Below are 18413 nucleotides of genomic sequence, written 5' to 3'. Positions count from 1 at the left end.
GTACATTGGGAGTCGGAAGCAACGGCGAGCATTGATTTGATTCGTGCTGCAAGGGAATTTTTGATGGATTCACTTCAAATCCGGGATAACAACCAGTTGTTTTTAGCCGGGTATTCGCAAGGTGGTCATTCCACGATGGCTGCGCACAAATACATTAAAGTGAACAATTTGCAAAGTGAATTTAATGTTGTTGCCTCAGCTCCCATGTCGGGGCCTTATGCTATTTCTTCAGCCATGCTTGATTTTGTCTTGGGAGGCTCAACGTATCCGGTACCCGCATACCTTCCATACACCTTTGCGTCCTATCAATATGTTTATGGAAATTTATATAAAAGTTATGATGATTATTATGACCCCGCTTTTGCTACGACAATAGCTAACTGGATAGCTGCAGGCACAAATCCGCCCTATCTCCCAACCAATCTTTATGCATTTATGCAGGACTCGGTACTGGACAATATACTGAGCATGCCCAATCACCCTGTCAGAGTAGATCTAAGAGACAATGACCTGTACAACTGGATCCCACAGGAGCCTGTTCGTATGTTATATTGTACTATGGATGATTTAGTAACTTTCGAAAATTCAATTGTAGCACTGGACACTATGAACGCATTAGGAGCACCCGATGTACAGGCAATAGATGTGTATCCAAGCGGAAGTCATGCTACATGTTTTATTCCGGCTACCACCTATTCACTTGTTTGGTTTGATAGTTTGAAAGTAGAATGTGAAATGGTAACATCACTACCGTCTGTTAAGAAAAAGTTAGCAATAAGTCTTTATCCCAATCCAGTGAATGACATTGCTACCTTTTCCGCAGAAGAAATTACATTCTTCGAACTTTATGATTTGATGGGCAAATTAATCATGAGGCGAAACAGCAACACCATTGACATGACCAACCTGCACCCGGGAGTTTACTTTGTTATTGGTTTTGATAGATACAGCGATCCTTTGTACAAAGGGAAAATTATTAAAAAGTAATTAACATTTATAAATATTTCTAAAACTTACAATTATGAAAACAAAAACTACTTCAATTAAGTTAGAATTCACCATGATCTCGGCGAGACTTTTACTACTGATTTTATTTGTGTGTTCCGTAGGGGTACCATTCGCACAAAACCAAGCGCCACAAATATCTAATTTTAATTTGTCCATTACAGGAAATGTGCTCACAATTCAATATGATTTATTTGATTTTGAAAATGATGATGTCAATGTATCTTTACATGTTAAAAATAATGAAGAAATTACTTATTCTATTAATACAAGCAGTGCCACAGGTGATCTGAATATGGTTACTCCTGGAACAGACAAATCTATAGAATGGAATTTTGCAGATGAACTAACGTACTCAACAGACTATACTATTAAATTGGTTGCAGATGACATGGCAGAAATAGATATTCAATCAATAGTTAATCAAGTGGATAGTAATAACTTGAAATCAGATTTAGAATTTATTGAAGGGATTCGACATCGACTTACAGGGCCAGTCCATCTTCAAGAAACAAGAGATTTCATTGTACAACGATTTACGGACTATGGATTGAATAGTACCATTCAAGATTTTGATCTTGGAACCTATACAGGTAAGAATTATATAGGAACAAAGACTGGAACCATAGATGACGAGTATATCTATATATGTGATGCTCATTACGACTCCCAAACTGTCACTCCTGGAGCTGATGATAACGGGTCTGGAGTTGTTGGTTTTTTGGAAGCAGCAAGAATCCTATCCAATTACAATTTTAAAAAAACTATAAAATTTATTGGGTTTGATTTAGAAGAAGCAGGTTTGTATGGAAGTAATGCCTTTGTCCAGGAAAATGTAAGTCCGGAAGAGCAAATTGCTGGGGTTCTCAATTTTGAAATGATTGGGTATTATACGGAAGAACCAAATACTCAATCATTACCTGCCGGGTTTGACTTATTATTTCCAATTCAATATGCAGAAATTGAAAATGATTCTTTTAGAGGAAACTTCATTGGTAATTTTGGTGTTGTAAATCAGAATGATTGGGAGTTAGCATTTGACAATGCAGCAGAAATGTATGTTCCTGAATTAAAAGTTATCACTTTTGTTGCCCCGGAAAATTGGGAAATAGTAGCGCCTGATTTGGGAAGAAGTGATCATGGACCGTTTTGGAAAGCTGATCACCCTGCAGTAATGCTTACTGGAACTGCCGAATTCAGGAATCCCAATTACCATTTACCAGGCGATACAATAGGCACCTTAAATTTTACATTTATGTCTAACGTTGTGAAAGCTGCAGTAGCAACCTTAGCAGAAGAGGCTGTAATTCATAACAGTAGCTTTGTGGAAGAAATCATCTATATCACAATTACTTCAATTACCGAAAACGGATTGGTAAAAACCCTGAAGGCATTTCCAAATCCTGTAAAGGACATTGCTACTTTTTCCGCAGAAGAAATTACTTCATTCGAACTTTATGATTTGATGGGCAAATTAATTATGAGGCGAAACAGCAACACCATTGACATGACCAACCTGAACCTGGGAATTTACTTTGTTATTGGTTTTGATAAATACAGCAATCCTTTGTACAAAGGGAAAATTATTAAAAAGTAAAATATTAATACTAGCGGTTCATCACAATAATGCGCACATTTGAAGATAGAACTTTTAAGTTCAGCTTAAGATCCGTCCTATGTTGCAACTATTTCTTTAGGCTCCGCGCACGTTTCTAAAACAGGTCGAAGCATGTAAAAATAAAATGGACGAGGCTGTGCCTCGTCCAGTTCAGGAAAGTTATTAATATTTCTACCTACTTCTTGCTCAACACTCACATCTTCTTTCTAACCTTTATTTAGCTTTTAGGCGTACAAAGGGGATGAGCATCTCTTCAAGCGACACACCTCCATGCTGAAAGGTGTTGCGGTAATAATTGACGTAGTAATTGTAATTATTGGGATAGGCAAAGAAGTCGTAGCTGCGGCAGAAAACATAAGAGGAGCTCACGTTGAGGCGCGGCAGAAAAATCTCGGAAGGATTGCGCACCTCGAAAACGTCTTTCCTGTTGTAGTTTAGGCTTCGGCCGGTTTTGTAGCGCAGGTTGGTGTTGGTGTTGCGGTCGCCGACTACCTTTACAGGATTTTGAACACGCACGGTGCCGTGGTCGGTGGTGAGCACTACGCTGGCGCCTTTGGAAGCTATAAAACGCATGATGTCGATTAGCGGCGAATGCTCAAACCATGAGATGGTGAGTGAGCGGTAGGCAGGCTCATCGTCAGCAAGCTCGCGGATAATCTCCATCTCGGTGCGGGCGTGCGAGAGCATATCCACAAAGTTATAAACGATCACGTTGAGATTGTTCTGCATCAGGTTCGACATGTTATCCATCAGTTTGCGACCTGCGGTAAGATTCAGAATTTTGTGATACGAGAGCTTCACATCTTTGCCGTGGCGCTTCAGTTGTTCGCGCAGCAGCTCCTCCTCGTATTGGTTTTTAGTACCTTCCTCATCCTCGTTCACCCAATAGTTGGGGTATTTTTTTTCGATCTCGCTGGGCAGCAGTCCGGCAAAAAAAGCATTGCGCGCATATTGCGTGGTGGTGGGCAGGATGCTATAATAAATGTCTTCGGATTCGATGCGGAAAGACTGTTCGATGATAGGTTGCAACACTTTCCACTGATCGTAGCGCAAGTTGTCGATGAGGATGACAAAAAGATTGGAATCTTTGTCGACGTGCGGCAAAATTTTATCCCGAAAGATTGTGTGCGACAATAGCGGCTTGTCGTCGGTGCGACCGTTGATCCACTCAAGGTATTGCCGCTCGATGAATTTGGCAAACGCCTGATTGGCTTCCTCTTTCTGCATCTTCAACACTTCTATGATGCCTTCGTCCTGGGAGCGTGCCAGCTCCAATTCCCAACGGACAAGTTTTTTGTAAACATCTACCCATTCGCTGTGTCCCAGATTGCTGGAAATTTCCATGCCGATGTTGCGGAACTCCTGCTGGTAAGCAAAAGTCTTTTTCTCGCTGACGATCTTACGGTTCTCCAGGTTTTTTTTCAGCGAAAGCAAAATTTGGTTTGGTTTTACCGGCTTGATGAGATAATCAGCAATGTTGGATCCGATAGCATCTTCCATGATGGACTCTTCTTCGCTTTTGGTAATCATCACCACAGGAAGATTTGGCTGCAGCTTCTTTATCTCTGCCAAAGTTTCGATGCCGGAGAGTCCGGGCATATTTTCGTCGAGAAACACAATGTCGAACGGCTCTTCGCGCATCATATCAAGCGCATCGTTGCCATTATTGGAAGAGGAAACATTGTAACCCTTTTGCTCAAGAAACATGATGTGAGGTTTCAACAATTCAATTTCATCGTCGACCCACAAAATTTTGATTTTATCCATGCAGATAGGAGGTTTAGTGAATAGATGTACTTTTGTTTTTTTTGGTACAGTACTTAACAAACAAGCAGAGCGGCTTTATTATTACATAAGGTTAATGATTTTTAACGAAGGACGAAGCTGCAATTCATCAATAGCCATTCAGCGTGAAGCAAGAACGTAACAAGCGGAAGATCATCAACGATCCGGTTTATGGATTCATAAGCCTGCCCCATGCGTTGCTTTTCGATGTGATCGAACACCCATACTTTCAGCGTTTGCGGCGCATCAAGCAGCTCGGCATGACGCATCTGGTGTATCCCGGAGCATTGCACACGCGTTTTCATCATGCCCTGGGAGCCATGCATCTGATGCAGCAGGCGCTGGAGGTGCTGCGCTCGAAAGGCCACAGCATCACTTCTGCCGAAGAACGTGGCGTACTGCTGGCCATTTTACTTCACGACATCGGACACGGCCCTTACTCCCATTCGCTCGAGCGCACCCTGGTGCCCGACATGAGCCACGAAGCACTTTCGCTGCTTTTTATGCAACGCATGCATAGTCTTGTGGGAAATGATATGGATACCGCCATTAATATTTACAGCGACAACTATCCAAAACATTTTCTGCATAGCCTGGTGTCGGGGCAGCTCGACATGGACCGGCTCGACTATCTGACGCGCGACAGCTTTTTTACGGGCGTTTCGGAAGGTGTCATCAACACCGACCGCATTATTAAAATGCTCGATGTACACGACGACCAGCTGGCCATCGAAGCCAAAGGTATTTATAGTATCGATAAATTTATCGTGGCGCGGCGCCTGATGTACTGGCAGGTGTATTTGCACAAAACCGTAATTTCCGCCGAACAAATGCTCATCAGCATCATGCGCCGGGCGCGCTGGTTAGCGCAGCAAGGTGAGAATATTTTCGCCACCTCATCTCTGCGCACCTTTCTTTATGACGATCCGCGAAAGCGTAATTTTGACGATGACCCCGAACTGCTCCACACTTTCGGGCAACTGGACGACTTCGACATTTTCAGTTCCATCAAAGAGTGGTGCCAGAGCAAAGATGCGGTGTTGCGTATGCTTAGCAACCAATTGGTTCGGCGGCAGCTATTTCGCACAGAGCTTACACGCCAGCCCGTCGATGCCCAGCAAATCGACGATCTGCGCCAGGTCATCAAAAAAGAAACCGGCTTCAGCGACGACGAAATCAGCTACTTACTCATTGCCGGTAAGGCCGTCAACACAGCCTACGACCCCGCACACGAAAATATAAATATAGCTTTTTGCGATGGCTCCGTAAGAGATTATGCGCAGGTTTCTGATCAAATGAATGCCGAAGTACTCTCGGCGCATGTCACAAAATATTTTGTTTGCTATCCTAAACAATATGAGCTACCCGGGCATTAAATGAGCAAAAGGATACTATGAGAAATTACAAATCACAAATTAGAAAATTACAAATAAATTTCAAAGACCAATAATTCAAAAGTAAAAGACCAGAACAAGCATTTTCATTGAGGTTGTTAAAGTTATTAATTTTGGGATTTATTTAATGGAAATCACTGGTGTCCATTTAAAAACAATAGATTCTTCTCCGCCAGTTGGCGGATCAGAAAGACAAGGGCTTGCGATGGATTGGGGGAGGGAGGGCTTAGTCGGCGGCTGCGCCGCCGACTAAGCCCTCCCAAGAACCCTAACAGCCTGTCATTCTGAACGAAACGCAGTGGAGTGAAGAATCTATTTATGGAAAATTATGTTTACCAGACAAGAATGATTGGGAATTTGAAAAACATCACTAGAGTTATCGATAAGATATTAACCACTTTTTCTGAAATCATATGAAATTTACAGCACAACAGATAGCAGAAATTCTGCAAGGTACCGTGGACGGCAATGCAGAAGCAACCGTCGACAAATTAGCCAAGATAGAAGAAGGTGAACCGGGCGCATTGTCGTTTCTGGCCAATCCCAAATACAAGCATTTTATTTACGACACGAAGGCAACCATTGTGATTGTAGATAAAGATTTTGATGCCGGACAACCCATTGCTCCCACGCTCATTCGCGTGGAGGATGCTTATGGCGCTTTCGCGCAATTGCTCGAAGTTTACAACCAGATCAAACTCAATAAAAAAGGCATCTCACCGCAGGCTTCTATCGCGCCATCAGCAACGATAGGCAAAGATGTTTACATCGGCCCGCAGGCAGTAATCGGCGACAATGCCGTTATCGGCGACAACACCAAAATTTATCCGCAGGTTTTTGTAGGCGACAATACCAAAATCGGAAACGACACTACGATTTTTGCTGGTGTTAAAATCTATTCCGACAACCTTATCGGAGCGCATTGCGTCATCCATTCGGGAGTTGTCATCGGTGCCGATGGTTTTGGTTTTGCACCCCAAAGCGACCACAACTACAAAAAGATAGCCCAGATTGGAAATGTGATCATTGAAGACAATGTGGAAATTGGTGCCAACACCTGCATCGACCGGGCAACACTTGGCTCCACCATCATCCGTCGTGGCGTAAAGCTCGACAACCTGATACAAATAGCCCACAATGTAGAGATTGGCGAAAACACGGTGATAGCTGCTCAAAGCGGCATTGCAGGCTCCACGCACGTGGGTCGCAATTGTATGATTGCCGCGCAGGTGGGCATCATCGGGCATATCCGAATTGGTGATAACGTAAAGATCGCCGCGCAGTCGGGCATTTCGACAAATGTAAAAGAAGACGCAATCTTATTTGGCTCACCGGCTTTCGAGGCCGGAAAATACCGAAAAGCTTACGTGCACTTCCGCAATTTTCAAAAAATCGTGGACCGCATCGATGCCATCGAGAAGAAAGTAGGTAAATAGTTCGCTGGGCGCTGGGCGCGGAGAACAAGGCGCAGAGGGTTTACCAACGGTGTCGCTTTTTAAAATATAGATGATTGGTTCAATTTTCCAAACCTGAACGATAATCCAGTTTTTCCGTGATTTGTACAAGTTTTATTCTTATTAAAAATGAAAAAGAAATTTTCTAACTCTTTATTTATTTTCTACTTACCTATGATTTTGCTTATTGTAAGTTGCAACAATCATCCTATAGTTTTTGAAATAGCAGAAGAATTTAGAATTCACAAAGACGCCGATATCAGATTTGTTGATTACTACGTATCTGATGGTGTAGAGAGCATGGTTGTGTTTAATCAGGTCGATTCAGTGCTTACTTTTCGCACGCTTACCGACATGCGTATTAGGGAAAAAATCCCATTGCACCGGATTTTAAAAATCAAACCTGAAAAGAAGTATTTTTCACGATTTGTAGTTTACCGTCAGGATTCTGTTTTTGTGCAGTACCGCAACCATATTTTTTTGGTGGATGATAACGGGCAACTACTCAAAGATTGGGACGGTGCTGGTGCATCCACTTTTGCAGGCGAAATCTCCTCGATGGCTCCACTCACCTTTTTTGGCAATTGTCTTTATTTTCCGCTTGTGGGAAGTTATGATCTAACGCAACCTGAGGAGCGAAAAAAATACTTTTCACAGGTGCAGCCTGTCGGATCACTCGATATTACCACAAGCGAATGGACAGTATTACCAATATCATTTCCCGAAACATACCAAAACGGGGATTTCTATTTGGACGTCGTTCCTTTTATCAACCACTATCACGATGCGCTGGTAGTTTCCTTTGGCTTATCGGATAGCATTTATTTTTATGATACGCATGCTGCTGTTTTGAATGGTTACTTGTGCGAGAGCAGATACAAAGAAAATGCGGTTGCCTTCGATGATGATAGCAGCCGCAATATGGTTTATCACAAACGCTATGATTTTGGGCAGTTTCGTTATACTGACATTTTTATTGACAAGCAACAAAACATGCTTTACCGATTCGCCACGTTGCCAACTACGCTCCATCAGAAAGATGGGTTTACAGCCAGAAAAGCCAAGGACTGGTCGTTAATTGTTTTTGATATAGAAGCGAAAATAGTAGTAGCCGAACAGCGTTTTGATTCGCGGGAGTGGGCACCTTTTATTATGGAAGCCAGCGACGGTGTATTGGTGTGGAGGATGACCGAAAGGACTGCGGATTCATTGCGAATAGTAAAACTAAAATACAAGCCTAAAAGATGAAAATCGCTACGATAGTACTTACTTTTATTACCACCTTGCTTATTGGTTGCTCCCGCACGCCATCTGCAACAGCGATATTTGATCATTACCTAAATAAAACATTCGGATTGTCGATTGCTGATGATGAACATTATTATTTGATAATTCCAAGTTATGGCTGTATCGGATGCATAGAAGTTGTTTTTGAAGAACTTTTAGAGAACCTCCCTGAATCATCTGACAAGTTCACATGGATTGTTTCGGCTGATCAAAAGCAATATCAGAGCCGGCTCAATGGCTACAAAGTATTGATTGATAATAACAACGACATTGGAAGCACTGCACTCAACATTGGCAACATTACTGTTATTCACACCTTTAAAGGCAAAGTAAAAGAAATAACTAATTTAAATTCAAAAGAAGATGCCCAAAGGTATTTGAACCCGATTGACGATTTGAATTTGAAATTCAGAAATTAGAAATTAGAAATCGAATCTTGATTAATGAATACAGTTCAACATAGGCTGAGCCTATTGATATAGAAAGGACGAGGTTGAGACTCGTCCAAACACCAACCCCCTCCTTTTCGACAACGTGAAAATGTGGCCTCGTTTGGACTAGGGAACAAATAATCCGGCCTTTCCTAAAACTAACCGACAACCCGACAACTTCCTCCTTCCCGACAACACTTCTTGATAATCTTCATTTTAAAATTTTCATACTTTTGCAAGCGCTTCATTTTGGACTTTTAAGATGAAATTATGAAATTACAAAATACCATTCAAAAGCCCGCCACCATATCCGGCCTGGGGCTGCATACCGGTGCTGAAGTCACCATGACTTTTCATCCGGCACCAGCCCGGCATGGCTATGCCTTCAAGCGCGTCGATATGGAAGGACAGCCTGTTATCGAAGCCATTGTTGATAATGTTTTCAGCACCGACCGCGGCACATGTATCGAAAAAAATGGCGCCCGTGTTTATACTGTCGAGCATGCCCTTTCGGCGTTGGCAGGTCTGGGCATCGACAACTGCCTTATAGAAGTAAACGGCCCTGAAATGCCCATTATGGACGGCAGTGCACGCTATTTTGTGGAAGCGTTGCAGAAGGCAGGTATTGAAGAGCAGGACGCTGAACGCGAATATTACGAGCCGGAAACAGTGATTAGCTATACCGATCCCGACAACAAAGTTGAGCTACACCTTATCCCGGCCAAAAATTACAGAGTGTCGGTGATGATCGATTTCGAGACCAAGGTGCTCGGAACACAAAATGCTTCACTCGAAAAAATCAGCGACTACCCCACCGAAATCGCCAATTGCCGCACGTTTGTCTTTCTGCACGAGCTGGAACATCTGCTCAAGCACGAACTGATAAAAGGTGGCGACCTGAGCAATGCTATTGTTTTTGTTAATAAACAAGTAAGCCAGGAGGAACTCGACCGGCTGGCAAAACTTTTCAATAAGCCTACAGTAAAGGTGAAATCGGACGGAGTGCTCAATAATCTTGATCTGCAGTTCCAAAACGAGCCTGCACGCCACAAGCTACTCGATGTAGTTGGCGATCTGGCACTGGCAGGCAAACCCATCCGTGGGCATGTAATTGCCAGTCGCCCCGGACACGCCGCCAACGTAGCTTTTGCACGCATGATCAAAAAACATTTTGAGCGTACAGCCGAAGAATATATTCCAACTTACGACCCTAACGCTGCGCCACTCTTCGACATAATGGCTATCCAAAAGATGCTGCCACACCGGCCACCATTCCTGCTCATCGATAAAATTCTGGAAATGAGCGAAACCCATGTGGTAGGACTCAAAAACGTAACCATGAACGAATCGTTTTTTGTCGGCCACTTTCCCGAAGAGCCTGTTATGCCCGGCGTGTTACAAATAGAAGCCATGGCGCAAACCGGCGGTATGCTTGCCCTGAACAGCGTTCCTGATCCTGAAAATTATCTTACTTTCTTTTTGAAAATTGAAGAAGTAAAGTTTCGCAATAAGGTAGTTCCCGGCGACACGCTTATTTTTAAATTACACCTGATCGATCCCATCCGGCGGGGATTGTGCCATATGACCGGCACAGCATATGTCGGCAAAAAAGTAGTTATGGAAGCGAAGATGCTTGCTCGTATCATGAAAAAAAACTAGACAATGAATCAACCATTAGCTTACGTCCATCCGCAGGCCAAGCTCGCCAAAAACGTGGTGATAGAGCCTTTTGTTAATATCGAAAAAAACGTGGTAATCGGCGATGGCACCTGGATAGGCTCCAACGTCACCATAATGGAAGGTGCCCGTATCGGCAGCAACTGCAGAATATTTCCGGGAGCGGTAATAGCCGCCATCCCGCAGGATTTGAAATATGACGGCGAGGATACGCTGGTGAAAATCGGCAACAACACGACCGTGCGGGAATTTGTTACCATCAACCGCGGCACCAAAGCCAACATGGAAACGACAATTGGCGACAACTGCCTGCTGATGGCCTACGTGCACATCGCCCACGACTGCATCATCGGCAACAACGTAATCCTTGCCAATGCAGCCACTCTGGCCGGTCATATTACCATCGACGACTACGCCATCATCGGCGGCATGACGGCGGTGCATCAATTTGTACAAATAGGCATGCACAGTTTTATATCGGGTGGAGCGCTGGTGCGCAAAGATGTACCGCCCTTCTCCAAAGCAGCACGTGAACCGCTTTCGTACGTGGGCATCAATAGCATTGGGCTGCGCCGCCGCGGATATTCCAACGAACGCATCAACGACATCCAGGAAATTTACCGCATCATCTACCTGAAAGGCCTCAACGTTTCGCAGGCTACCGCTATCATCGAAGCCGACGTGCCCGCCACCAGCGACCGCGACGACATCCTCGCCTTTATCAGCCGTTCCACACGCGGACTGATGAAAGGATACGGACGTCTCGACAAAAGAAATAGTGTATAAGATCTTATCCGCGAAAGCGTAAGGATTGTTTTTTTTACTTTGTAAAAAAGTTTCAGACCAAAATATTATAGCAACAATTTTTTATGGCAACAACAGCAGATTTTAAAAATGGATTAGTAATAGATTTTAACAACGACCTGTTCACCATCGTCGAGTTTCAACATGTAAAGCCCGGAAAAGGCGGCGCCTTTGTGCGTACCAAACTCAGAAACATAAAAACCGGAAAGGTAATCCCCAACACTTTTAGCGCAGGTGTAAAAATAGATGTCCAGCGGGTAGAGCGCCGTCCATATCAGTTTCTGTATAAAGACGGGACACAATATCATTTTATGAATTCCGAAAACTTTGAACAGACTTTCATAGACGAGGGGCTTATCAATGCACCACAGTTTCTCAAAGAAGGCAGCACGGCCGATATTGTATATCACGCCGACACCGAAACCCCGCTGCTGTGCGAACTTCCGACCAGCGTTGAGCTAAAGGTGACCTACACCGAGCCTGGCGAAAGAGGCAACACGGCCACCAACGCCTTCAAAGATGCCACACTGGAAACAGAAGCTACCATCAAGGTACCTTTGTTTATCAATACCGATGAAGTGGTTAAAGTGGATACCCGATCCGGTGAATACCTCGAAAGAGTGAAGAGCTAACCTCCTCCAAAAGAAAATTAAAATAAGACATAGAACTCGCGTTTGTGTCTTATTTTTTTAAAAACTAAATGCATTGCTCCATTGATAGACAATTGGAAACTTCAAGATGAAATTTAAAAGAACCTACACACTGGCTGAAATAGCCCAAATGATTGGCGCCACCTACACAGGCACTGCCGATCATGCTGTGACAGGCATCAACGAGATTCACATGGTGGAACCCGGCGACCTTACTTTTGTAGATCACCCCAAATACTACGACAAAGCACTCAACTCTAAAGCTACCACCATCATCATCAACAAAGAAGTGGAATGCCCCGAGGGAAAAGGGCTGCTGCTAAGTGACGATCCCTTTGCTGCTTATGTTTCGCTGGCCAGAAAATTCAGGCCATTTGTTGCCTCCACAGCATCCATAAGTACGACGGCTGAAATTGGTGAAGGCACGGTGATACAGCCCAATGTTTTTATTGGACATCATGTAAAGATTGGTAGCAACTGCATCATCCACGCCAATGCGAGCATTTACGATCATGTGATAATCGGCGACGATGTAATTATTCATTCCAATACTGTGCTTGGCGCCGATGCATATTATTTCCAGCGCAAGCCCGAAGGTTATCGCAAGATGGAATCGTGCGGCACGGTAGTAATTGGTAATCGGGTAGAGATAGGCGCGCTTTGCTCCATCGACCGCGGCGTTTCGGGCAACACCACCATCGACGATGGTACCAAGCTCGACAACCATTGCCAGGTAGGCCACGACACCTACATCGGTCGCAACTGTCTGATTGGATCGCATGCCGCCATTGCCGGCGTTACGCGCATCGAAGACGACGTAATTCTGTGGGGGCGGGTTGCCATAAATAAAGACATAGTGATAGGAAAAGGCGCAATCATACTGGCTACCTCTGCGGTAGATAAATCTCTCGAAGGCAACGGCAAAGTGTACTTCGGAGCACCCGCCGTAGATGCACGCAAGAAATGGCGCGAAATGGCTGCTGTACGTCAGCTGCCCGACCTATTGAAAAAGACAAAGTAAAACCCGATCCGGTCTGAACGGTTGAACCCGCAACTCTCGTGAGTTTTGCGGGTTTTGTTTTTCGCGAAAGCGGCATTTGCTTTAGACTTCAGTTTTTGAGCTACTTTTACCCCTGTAAATTTCGCAAAGTCAACCGACAGTATTAAAGTTCTAAAAATGAAAAAATTCGGAATCACTTTTTTAATGGTTGCCTGCTTCATGGGTAGCTTTCTCTCTGGGCACAGCCAATCCAACGCTCGAATTGCTGATGTTGTCAACTACCGGGCGTTGGGACCTTACCGCGCCGGCTCCTGGGTTTCGGCCATAGCTGTGCCCCAAACCGATGACGCCGCCTATAAATTTACGTGGTATGCAGCAGGACGCAACGGCGGAGTTTGGAAAACCGAAAACAATGGAACAAGCTTCTTTCAGGTTTTCGATTCGACAGGTGCAAGCAGCATTGGCGCTGTGGCAATTTCATCTTCTGACCCGGAGGTGGTGTGGGTGGGAACAGGCGAATCGTACAACGCCCGTAGCTCACACGCCGGAAATGGAGTTTACAAATCTGTTGATGGCGGCAAAACCTGGCAGCACAAAGGGTTGGACGACACACATCATATCTCCACAGTAATCGTTCATCCCACCAATCCAGACGTTTTGTGGGTGGCTTCAATGGGACATCTATTCAGTGCCAACGAAATGCGGGGCGTTTTTAAAACTACCAATGGTGGCGAAAACTGGGAAAAGGTTTTGTATGTCGATAAAAACACCGGCGTCATCGATCTGATCATTCATCCCGAAAACCCTGAAATACTTTTGGCAGCAGCCTACGAAAAATATCGTTATCCTTGGCATTACGAAGCTGGTGGTAAGAAAAGCGGCATTTACAAAACCAACGATGGCGGAAAAAACTGGGAGAAACTTAACGGCGGGCTTCCCGGCGGAAAGCTTGGGCGGATTGGACTCGCACTGTGCCACAGCCAACCCGAAATAATCTATACCGTAATCGAAAACCTGAATCCTAAGCCCGGCACCGTCATCGACGAAACCGTTGGCATGAGCCACATGCGCGACGCCTATTTTGATCAGATGATTGGCGGCGAAGTCTATCGTTCGGATGATGGTGGCGCCAGCTGGGAGAAGCGCAACGACACTACGTGCAACGTTTCCGCGAAAGCGGCCTACTCTTTTAATAAAATCATGGTGGCTTCCGATAACCCTGACATCATTTATGTTTCGAGCGACCTGATGCTCTACTCCGAAGATGGTGGCCGCACCTGGCCCGATTGCCAATGGCCTCCAAAGGCACTAAGCAGCAATATTTTTGGCGACCATCGCACCCTATGGATGGATCCCGGCGACGGACGTCACCTGATGGTTGGCAGCGATGGCGGCCTCTACGAATCGTTTGATCGCGGCAAAACCTTTACACACCACGTGCAGATTCCGCTGGGAGAAATCTATGGAGTAGAAACTGACAATGCAAATCCCTACAACGTTTATCTGGGGCTGCAGGACCATGAGGTTTGGAAAGGGCCATCGAATGCGTGGAGCGGACAAATTGGCGCTGCCGACTGGGTAATTACAGGAATGTGGGACGGCATGTACACCAAAGTTGATCCGCAGGACAACCGCTGGCTTTACACAACCACACAGTTTGGAGCACATCTGCGGGTAGATCAGTTGCGGGGCGAGCGGATGACAATCGAACCCAAAGCGCCCAAAGGCGAGCCACCGTATCGCTATTGCTGGGTGACACCGCTCGAACTTTCGCCGCACAATCCACAGATAATTTATACGGGAGGTCAGATGCTGCTGCGCTCGATCGATCGTGGCGAAAACTGGGAGGAGCTTAGCCCCGACCTTACAACCAATGATGCTGAGAAAATCGCCGGGAAAGGCCACATGATGTTTTGCACCATCACCACCATTTCCGAATCATCGGTGAAAGCCGGTGTGATTTGGGTGGGAACGGACGATGGGCGCGTATGGATGACACCCGACGGTGGAAAAACCTGGAAAGAATCGACAGCAGCCATCGCAAAATTGGGCGGCGACAAAGATTTGTGGATGAGCCGCGTGGCAGCATCACCACACAAAGCTGGCAAGGCATACGTGTGTAAAAACGGTTTTCATGCCGATGATTTCCGTCCGCTGGTTTTCAAAACAGAAGATTTCGGTCAGAGCTGGCAGACCATTTCCGCAGGATTGCCTATGGCTCCTGTAAATGTGATTATTGAAGACCCCAACCGTGAAGGTTTGCTGTATCTTGGGAGCGACGCGGGAATCTTTATAAGTTTTGATGATGGAAAAAGCTGGGATTCTTTTAAAAACAATATGCCTCCGGTTCCGGTGAAAGACCTAAAAGTGCAACCCGACGCAAGCGATCTGATAGTTGGGACTTATGGCCGGGGCGCTTTTATTGGCGATGCGTGGCCGCTTCAAAATTATCACGACAGCATCATGCAGCAGCAGAGCTTCCTGTTTCTGGTGAAACCCTGCCTGCAACGCAACTATTCGGAGCGCACCTGGTGGGGCAACTACGAACAAACCGGCGACAACCATCTTGTGGTGCCCAACGCACCCAACGGTCTGGCGATTTATTATTACCGCAATGAAAACTTAGCTGACTCATCATGGATAAAAATCTGTGATATCGATTCCAAAGCTATCGACACACTCTTGCTTGATCAGCAGCCGGGGTTTCATCTTAGCTGGTTTGACACCTGGCAAACACCGCCCGGAATCTACCGCGTGCAACTGATTACCGGCGACAGAATACAGGAGCAAAAAGCCATTGTAAAACCGGCACCGCTGTGGCCGGTGGGAAGGCTTCAGGGAGACGAGAGAAACTGATAAAAGCGTGGTGGAAATCTAACAGCTACTTCTTAATATTAAATATTCTGGCGCGCACCATCAACTGCAGGTACTGGTTTTTCTCTTTGGCTTCCCCACAGGGTTGCCCATGAATATCTGTGAAGGATATTTCAGAGGTTGTTGTGAACCCGTGGCTGTATCTTAGTGCAATATCTACCCGTGGAAAGATGGCGTAGTTGATGGCGGCCATGCCGGAGATTTCAAATTTCGGGTTGTACCCATTAGAAACATCCGTTTTGTTTCCGTCATTGTTAACCTTTGCACTCATTAAATACGCAAACTCGGGCCCTACGGATAAGAAGAGTTTTTTGGTAATGTAAAAATCGGCCAACAGCGGTAGCTGGATATAGTTAAGACGCAATTGGGATTTGTACTTTTCAGGATCGTAGGCAACAGACATTACCGCTCCTTTTCGAATAAAACCCGGCTCGGCGGTAATTCCCCAAAAGCTGGAACTTCGGTAGGCAGCAAAAGCATTCAGGTTGAAAGCTACCATCGGATCGTATTGTACTAAATAATATGTACACGAATTAGAAAGACGAATATTGGAAACATCCACACCTGCGGAAGCACCAAAATTAAATTCCTGTGCCTGGCTATTGATAGCAATCAACAACAAACAGAGCACCGACAATTTTTTGATTTTTACGATCATAGCTTTTAAAATTTAGTTGTTTTTTAATAACGGATAGTCGCTGCAGAAAGTATTAATACACTTCGCGCTTCTCGTCGGTGTGGTAGAGATCGAGCGCCAGGATGATGGCAAAGAATCCCCAGACGGGAACCGAAGCTTTGTCGGTGTCGAGGAAGTTGTTGAGGAAGCCGTGCACAAAATAGGCGATAAGGGCCAGCACACTAAGCAGCACCATCAGCCTTACCTCCGGATTGGTGGCACGGCGGTACACCTTGAGGCCGGTATAGATGCCGATACCCAGAACGAGCAACAGCGTGAGTAATCCCGGCCGCCCCTGTTCGGGCATTGGCCCTATGTATTCGCTGTGGGCATTGCCCAGGTCGCCGGCGTTGGTGCTGATGATGGTTTTTTCCCAGGCAGCGCGGCTATAAGAAAGTTTGATGGCCGCCACCAAAACCAGGAACACTATAAAAGTGGTGGCACGCAGCGAAAAACTATACGAAAACTATTCAATGATCAGTATTGCATTGAGTAAAATAAACAATGCACTGATTCCGTAGATCCAATTTAATTTTACTTTATCGGACAAAACGTAGCATATTAAAAATTTTGTGAGCCTAAACTAACAAACTCGATAATCATTATGATTAAAAATGATAAAACGAGCGATGCTGATGCTGCTAGAACAATAATGACCAAACGATTCGGGTATGCTTTTTTATCGGCTGGAAATGGACTGGTTATAATACTGGCAAAAGTCTGAATTTTATTTACATTTCTTTTTGCATCCTCATAAGAGATCTTATAGTCGCTATATGATGCCATTACAGCAGAAAGCTGATTGGTGAGTAGCAATAAAGAATCTCCTTTGGTTTCTATATTATGTTTTAATCGTTCCACCCCCTTACGATTAATTTGCGCCATGCTTGAACCATCAAAAGTCCCAAGATATCCCCGAGTAACCTCATTGGTTTGGATACCATAATCAATCAGTTCATATTTGGTGCGAATATTATTAATTATTTTCATCAATGAATCCAATTGCACTCGTTTTTGATTCAGTCTACTTTTCTCAATTGTTAAAACTTCCTGATACTTTTCCTTGTGGGCATTTCTAACCTTTTTATTATAAAAATCTATCATGGAATTAGCCATATCACATGCAATTTTTGGGTCAGTATCTTTAACGGTAATTTTTACTGATTCAAATTTTGTTTTTGAAACAACGACATTTTTGTTAAATGTATGATAAATTTTTGAATTGTAATTTTTATCACTTTTCTTAATTTCATAATGTTGGGGCAAATCAAACTTTTGGATCATGCTATCAGCAATATCCCTGGATTCGAACCATTGAAGCATCTGTTCGGTTTCACTTTCAAGCGAATACTTGGAAATATTAGAAGGATAAACCAATACAAAAGATTTATATTTTGGTTTGATAAAAAATGACCCTGAGAAAACCATTCCCATTATTATAGTTATCAAAACAATAGCTCCCAAATGAAACTTCCATTTGAAAATTATTTTGAGAATATTGAAGTTTTTAAAGAACATCTCGATTTGCTTATTTTTGTCATTGTTCAATCGATAATCTTCTTGCTTGTCCATTTCAATTAGCTTTTTATGAATTATAATATCATTCTTTTCTTGATTCAGTTTCCTTTCTGGTTCAATAGTTTCTTGAATATTATTAACCAGCTTACCATCTATTCTTGTCTCCATTAGTTCACGGGGAGGCGGTGGGTCATTTTTTGGAATTTTGCGATCATAGCTTTTAAAATTTAGTTGGTTCCA

The 18413-nt window shown here is 44.3% G+C and carries 15 protein-coding genes; 11 read left to right on the top strand and 4 right to left on the bottom strand.

What is annotated here, in order from left to right; genetic code table 11:
• Both VFC92_02585 and VFC92_02580 read left to right on the top strand, forming a co-directional pair.
• On the top strand, positions 1-987 hold a 987-nt coding region (locus tag VFC92_02585; GenBank protein HZK07064.1), incomplete at its 5' end, for a T9SS type A sorting domain-containing protein.
• 34 nt (positions 988-1021) lie between these two features.
• Positions 1022-2602 carry a M28 family peptidase gene (locus tag VFC92_02580; protein ID HZK07063.1) on the top strand — a complete coding sequence of 527 codons (1581 nt, stop codon included), beginning with the start codon at positions 1022-1024 and terminating at the stop codon, positions 2600-2602.
• A gap of 234 nt (positions 2603-2836) precedes the next feature.
• Here VFC92_02580 and VFC92_02575 read toward each other — a convergent pair whose 3' ends face one another.
• Positions 2837-4390 (bottom strand): bifunctional response regulator/alkaline phosphatase family protein, encoded by a 1554-nt coding sequence (locus VFC92_02575; GenBank protein ID HZK07062.1) that lies wholly within the window; start codon positions 4388-4390, stop codon positions 2837-2839.
• A 143-nt stretch (positions 4391-4533) separates the two neighbouring features.
• Between VFC92_02575 and VFC92_02570 the strand changes: the two genes are divergently transcribed.
• The 9 genes from VFC92_02570 to VFC92_02530 all read left to right on the top strand — a co-directional run bounded on the left by VFC92_02570 (position 4534) and on the right by VFC92_02530 (position 15961).
• Positions 4534-5784, top strand: coding sequence for an HD domain-containing protein (locus tag VFC92_02570; protein HZK07061.1), 1251 nt, complete (start codon positions 4534-4536; stop codon positions 5782-5784).
• Between the two features lie 431 nt (positions 5785-6215).
• Positions 6216-7238: a UDP-3-O-(3-hydroxymyristoyl)glucosamine N-acyltransferase gene (gene lpxD / locus VFC92_02565; protein ID HZK07060.1), complete on the top strand. Its 1023-nt coding sequence runs from the start codon at positions 6216-6218 to the stop codon at positions 7236-7238.
• A 147-nt stretch (positions 7239-7385) separates the two neighbouring features.
• On the top strand, positions 7386-8504 hold the full coding sequence (locus VFC92_02560; GenBank protein ID HZK07059.1) for a DUF4221 family protein: 1119 nt from the start codon (positions 7386-7388) through the stop codon (positions 8502-8504).
• On the top strand, positions 8501-8962 hold the full coding sequence (locus VFC92_02555) for a hypothetical protein (GenBank protein ID HZK07058.1): 462 nt from the start codon (positions 8501-8503) through the stop codon (positions 8960-8962). The genes VFC92_02560 and VFC92_02555 overlap by 4 nt, the downstream gene beginning before the upstream one ends.
• A gap of 282 nt (positions 8963-9244) precedes the next feature.
• Complete coding sequence (locus tag VFC92_02550) at positions 9245-10633, top strand: bifunctional UDP-3-O-[3-hydroxymyristoyl] N-acetylglucosamine deacetylase/3-hydroxyacyl-ACP dehydratase (protein ID HZK07057.1); 1389 nt, start codon at positions 9245-9247, stop codon at positions 10631-10633.
• Positions 10634-10636: 3 nt separating this feature from the next.
• The gene (gene lpxA, locus VFC92_02545) at positions 10637-11437 is read left to right on the top strand and encodes an acyl-ACP--UDP-N-acetylglucosamine O-acyltransferase (protein HZK07056.1); all 801 of its coding nucleotides are present in this window, start codon (positions 10637-10639) and stop codon (positions 11435-11437) included.
• A gap of 83 nt (positions 11438-11520) precedes the next feature.
• Positions 11521-12087: an elongation factor P gene (gene efp / locus VFC92_02540; GenBank protein HZK07055.1), complete on the top strand. Its 567-nt coding sequence runs from the start codon at positions 11521-11523 to the stop codon at positions 12085-12087.
• A 106-nt stretch (positions 12088-12193) separates the two neighbouring features.
• Positions 12194-13126, top strand: a complete 933-nt coding sequence (locus VFC92_02535; GenBank protein ID HZK07054.1) for a UDP-3-O-(3-hydroxymyristoyl)glucosamine N-acyltransferase — start codon at positions 12194-12196, stop codon at positions 13124-13126.
• A gap of 156 nt (positions 13127-13282) precedes the next feature.
• A complete protein-coding gene (locus VFC92_02530) occupies positions 13283-15961 on the top strand; it encodes a YCF48-related protein (protein HZK07053.1) in 2679 nt (892 codons plus the stop codon).
• 25 nt (positions 15962-15986) lie between these two features.
• Here VFC92_02530 and VFC92_02525 read toward each other — a convergent pair whose 3' ends face one another.
• The 3 genes from VFC92_02525 to VFC92_02515 all read right to left on the bottom strand — a co-directional run bounded on the left by VFC92_02525 (position 15987) and on the right by VFC92_02515 (position 18341).
• Positions 15987-16637: a porin family protein gene (locus VFC92_02525; protein HZK07052.1), complete on the bottom strand. Its 651-nt coding sequence runs from the start codon at positions 16635-16637 to the stop codon at positions 15987-15989.
• 52 nt (positions 16638-16689) lie between these two features.
• Positions 16690-17082 carry a hypothetical protein gene (locus VFC92_02520; protein ID HZK07051.1) on the bottom strand — a complete coding sequence of 131 codons (393 nt, stop codon included), beginning with the start codon at positions 17080-17082 and terminating at the stop codon, positions 16690-16692.
• Between the two features lie 134 nt (positions 17083-17216).
• A complete protein-coding gene (locus VFC92_02515; protein HZK07050.1) occupies positions 17217-18341 on the bottom strand; it encodes a hypothetical protein in 1125 nt (374 codons plus the stop codon).
• Positions 18342-18413: the final 72 nt, after the last annotated feature.

It is taken from the genome of Bacteroidales bacterium, from assembly GCA_035647615.1.
Classification (GTDB): Bacteria; Bacteroidota; Bacteroidia; order Bacteroidales; family 4484-276; genus SABY01.
The sequence above is the reverse complement of the archived record's forward strand: the minus strand, read 5'-3'. Positions and strand labels throughout refer to the sequence as shown.

What these genes read in the sequence shown, in the direction of transcription:
- VFC92_02580 (HZK07063.1), top strand. Translation starts at nt 1,022, where the DNA reads ATGAAAACAAAAACTACTTCAATTAAGTTAGAATTCACCATGATCTCG.
- VFC92_02530 (HZK07053.1), top strand. Translation starts at nt 13,283, where the DNA reads ATGAAAAAATTCGGAATCACTTTTTTAATGGTTGCCTGCTTCATGGGT.
- VFC92_02555 (HZK07058.1), top strand. Translation starts at nt 8,501, where the DNA reads ATGAAAATCGCTACGATAGTACTTACTTTTATTACCACCTTGCTTATT.
- VFC92_02575 (HZK07062.1), bottom strand. Translation starts at nt 4,390, where the DNA reads ATGGATAAAATCAAAATTTTGTGGGTCGACGATGAAATTGAATTGTTG.
- VFC92_02515 (HZK07050.1), bottom strand. Translation starts at nt 18,341, where the DNA reads ATGGAGACAAGAATAGATGGTAAGCTGGTTAATAATATTCAAGAAACT.
- VFC92_02560 (HZK07059.1), top strand. Translation starts at nt 7,386, where the DNA reads ATGAAAAAGAAATTTTCTAACTCTTTATTTATTTTCTACTTACCTATG.
- VFC92_02535 (HZK07054.1), top strand. Translation starts at nt 12,194, where the DNA reads ATGAAATTTAAAAGAACCTACACACTGGCTGAAATAGCCCAAATGATT.
- lpxA (HZK07056.1), top strand. Translation starts at nt 10,637, where the DNA reads ATGAATCAACCATTAGCTTACGTCCATCCGCAGGCCAAGCTCGCCAAA.
- lpxD (HZK07060.1), top strand. Translation starts at nt 6,216, where the DNA reads ATGAAATTTACAGCACAACAGATAGCAGAAATTCTGCAAGGTACCGTG.
- VFC92_02550 (HZK07057.1), top strand. Translation starts at nt 9,245, where the DNA reads ATGAAATTACAAAATACCATTCAAAAGCCCGCCACCATATCCGGCCTG.
- efp (HZK07055.1), top strand. Translation starts at nt 11,521, where the DNA reads ATGGCAACAACAGCAGATTTTAAAAATGGATTAGTAATAGATTTTAAC.
- VFC92_02525 (HZK07052.1), bottom strand. Translation starts at nt 16,637, where the DNA reads ATGATCGTAAAAATCAAAAAATTGTCGGTGCTCTGTTTGTTGTTGATT.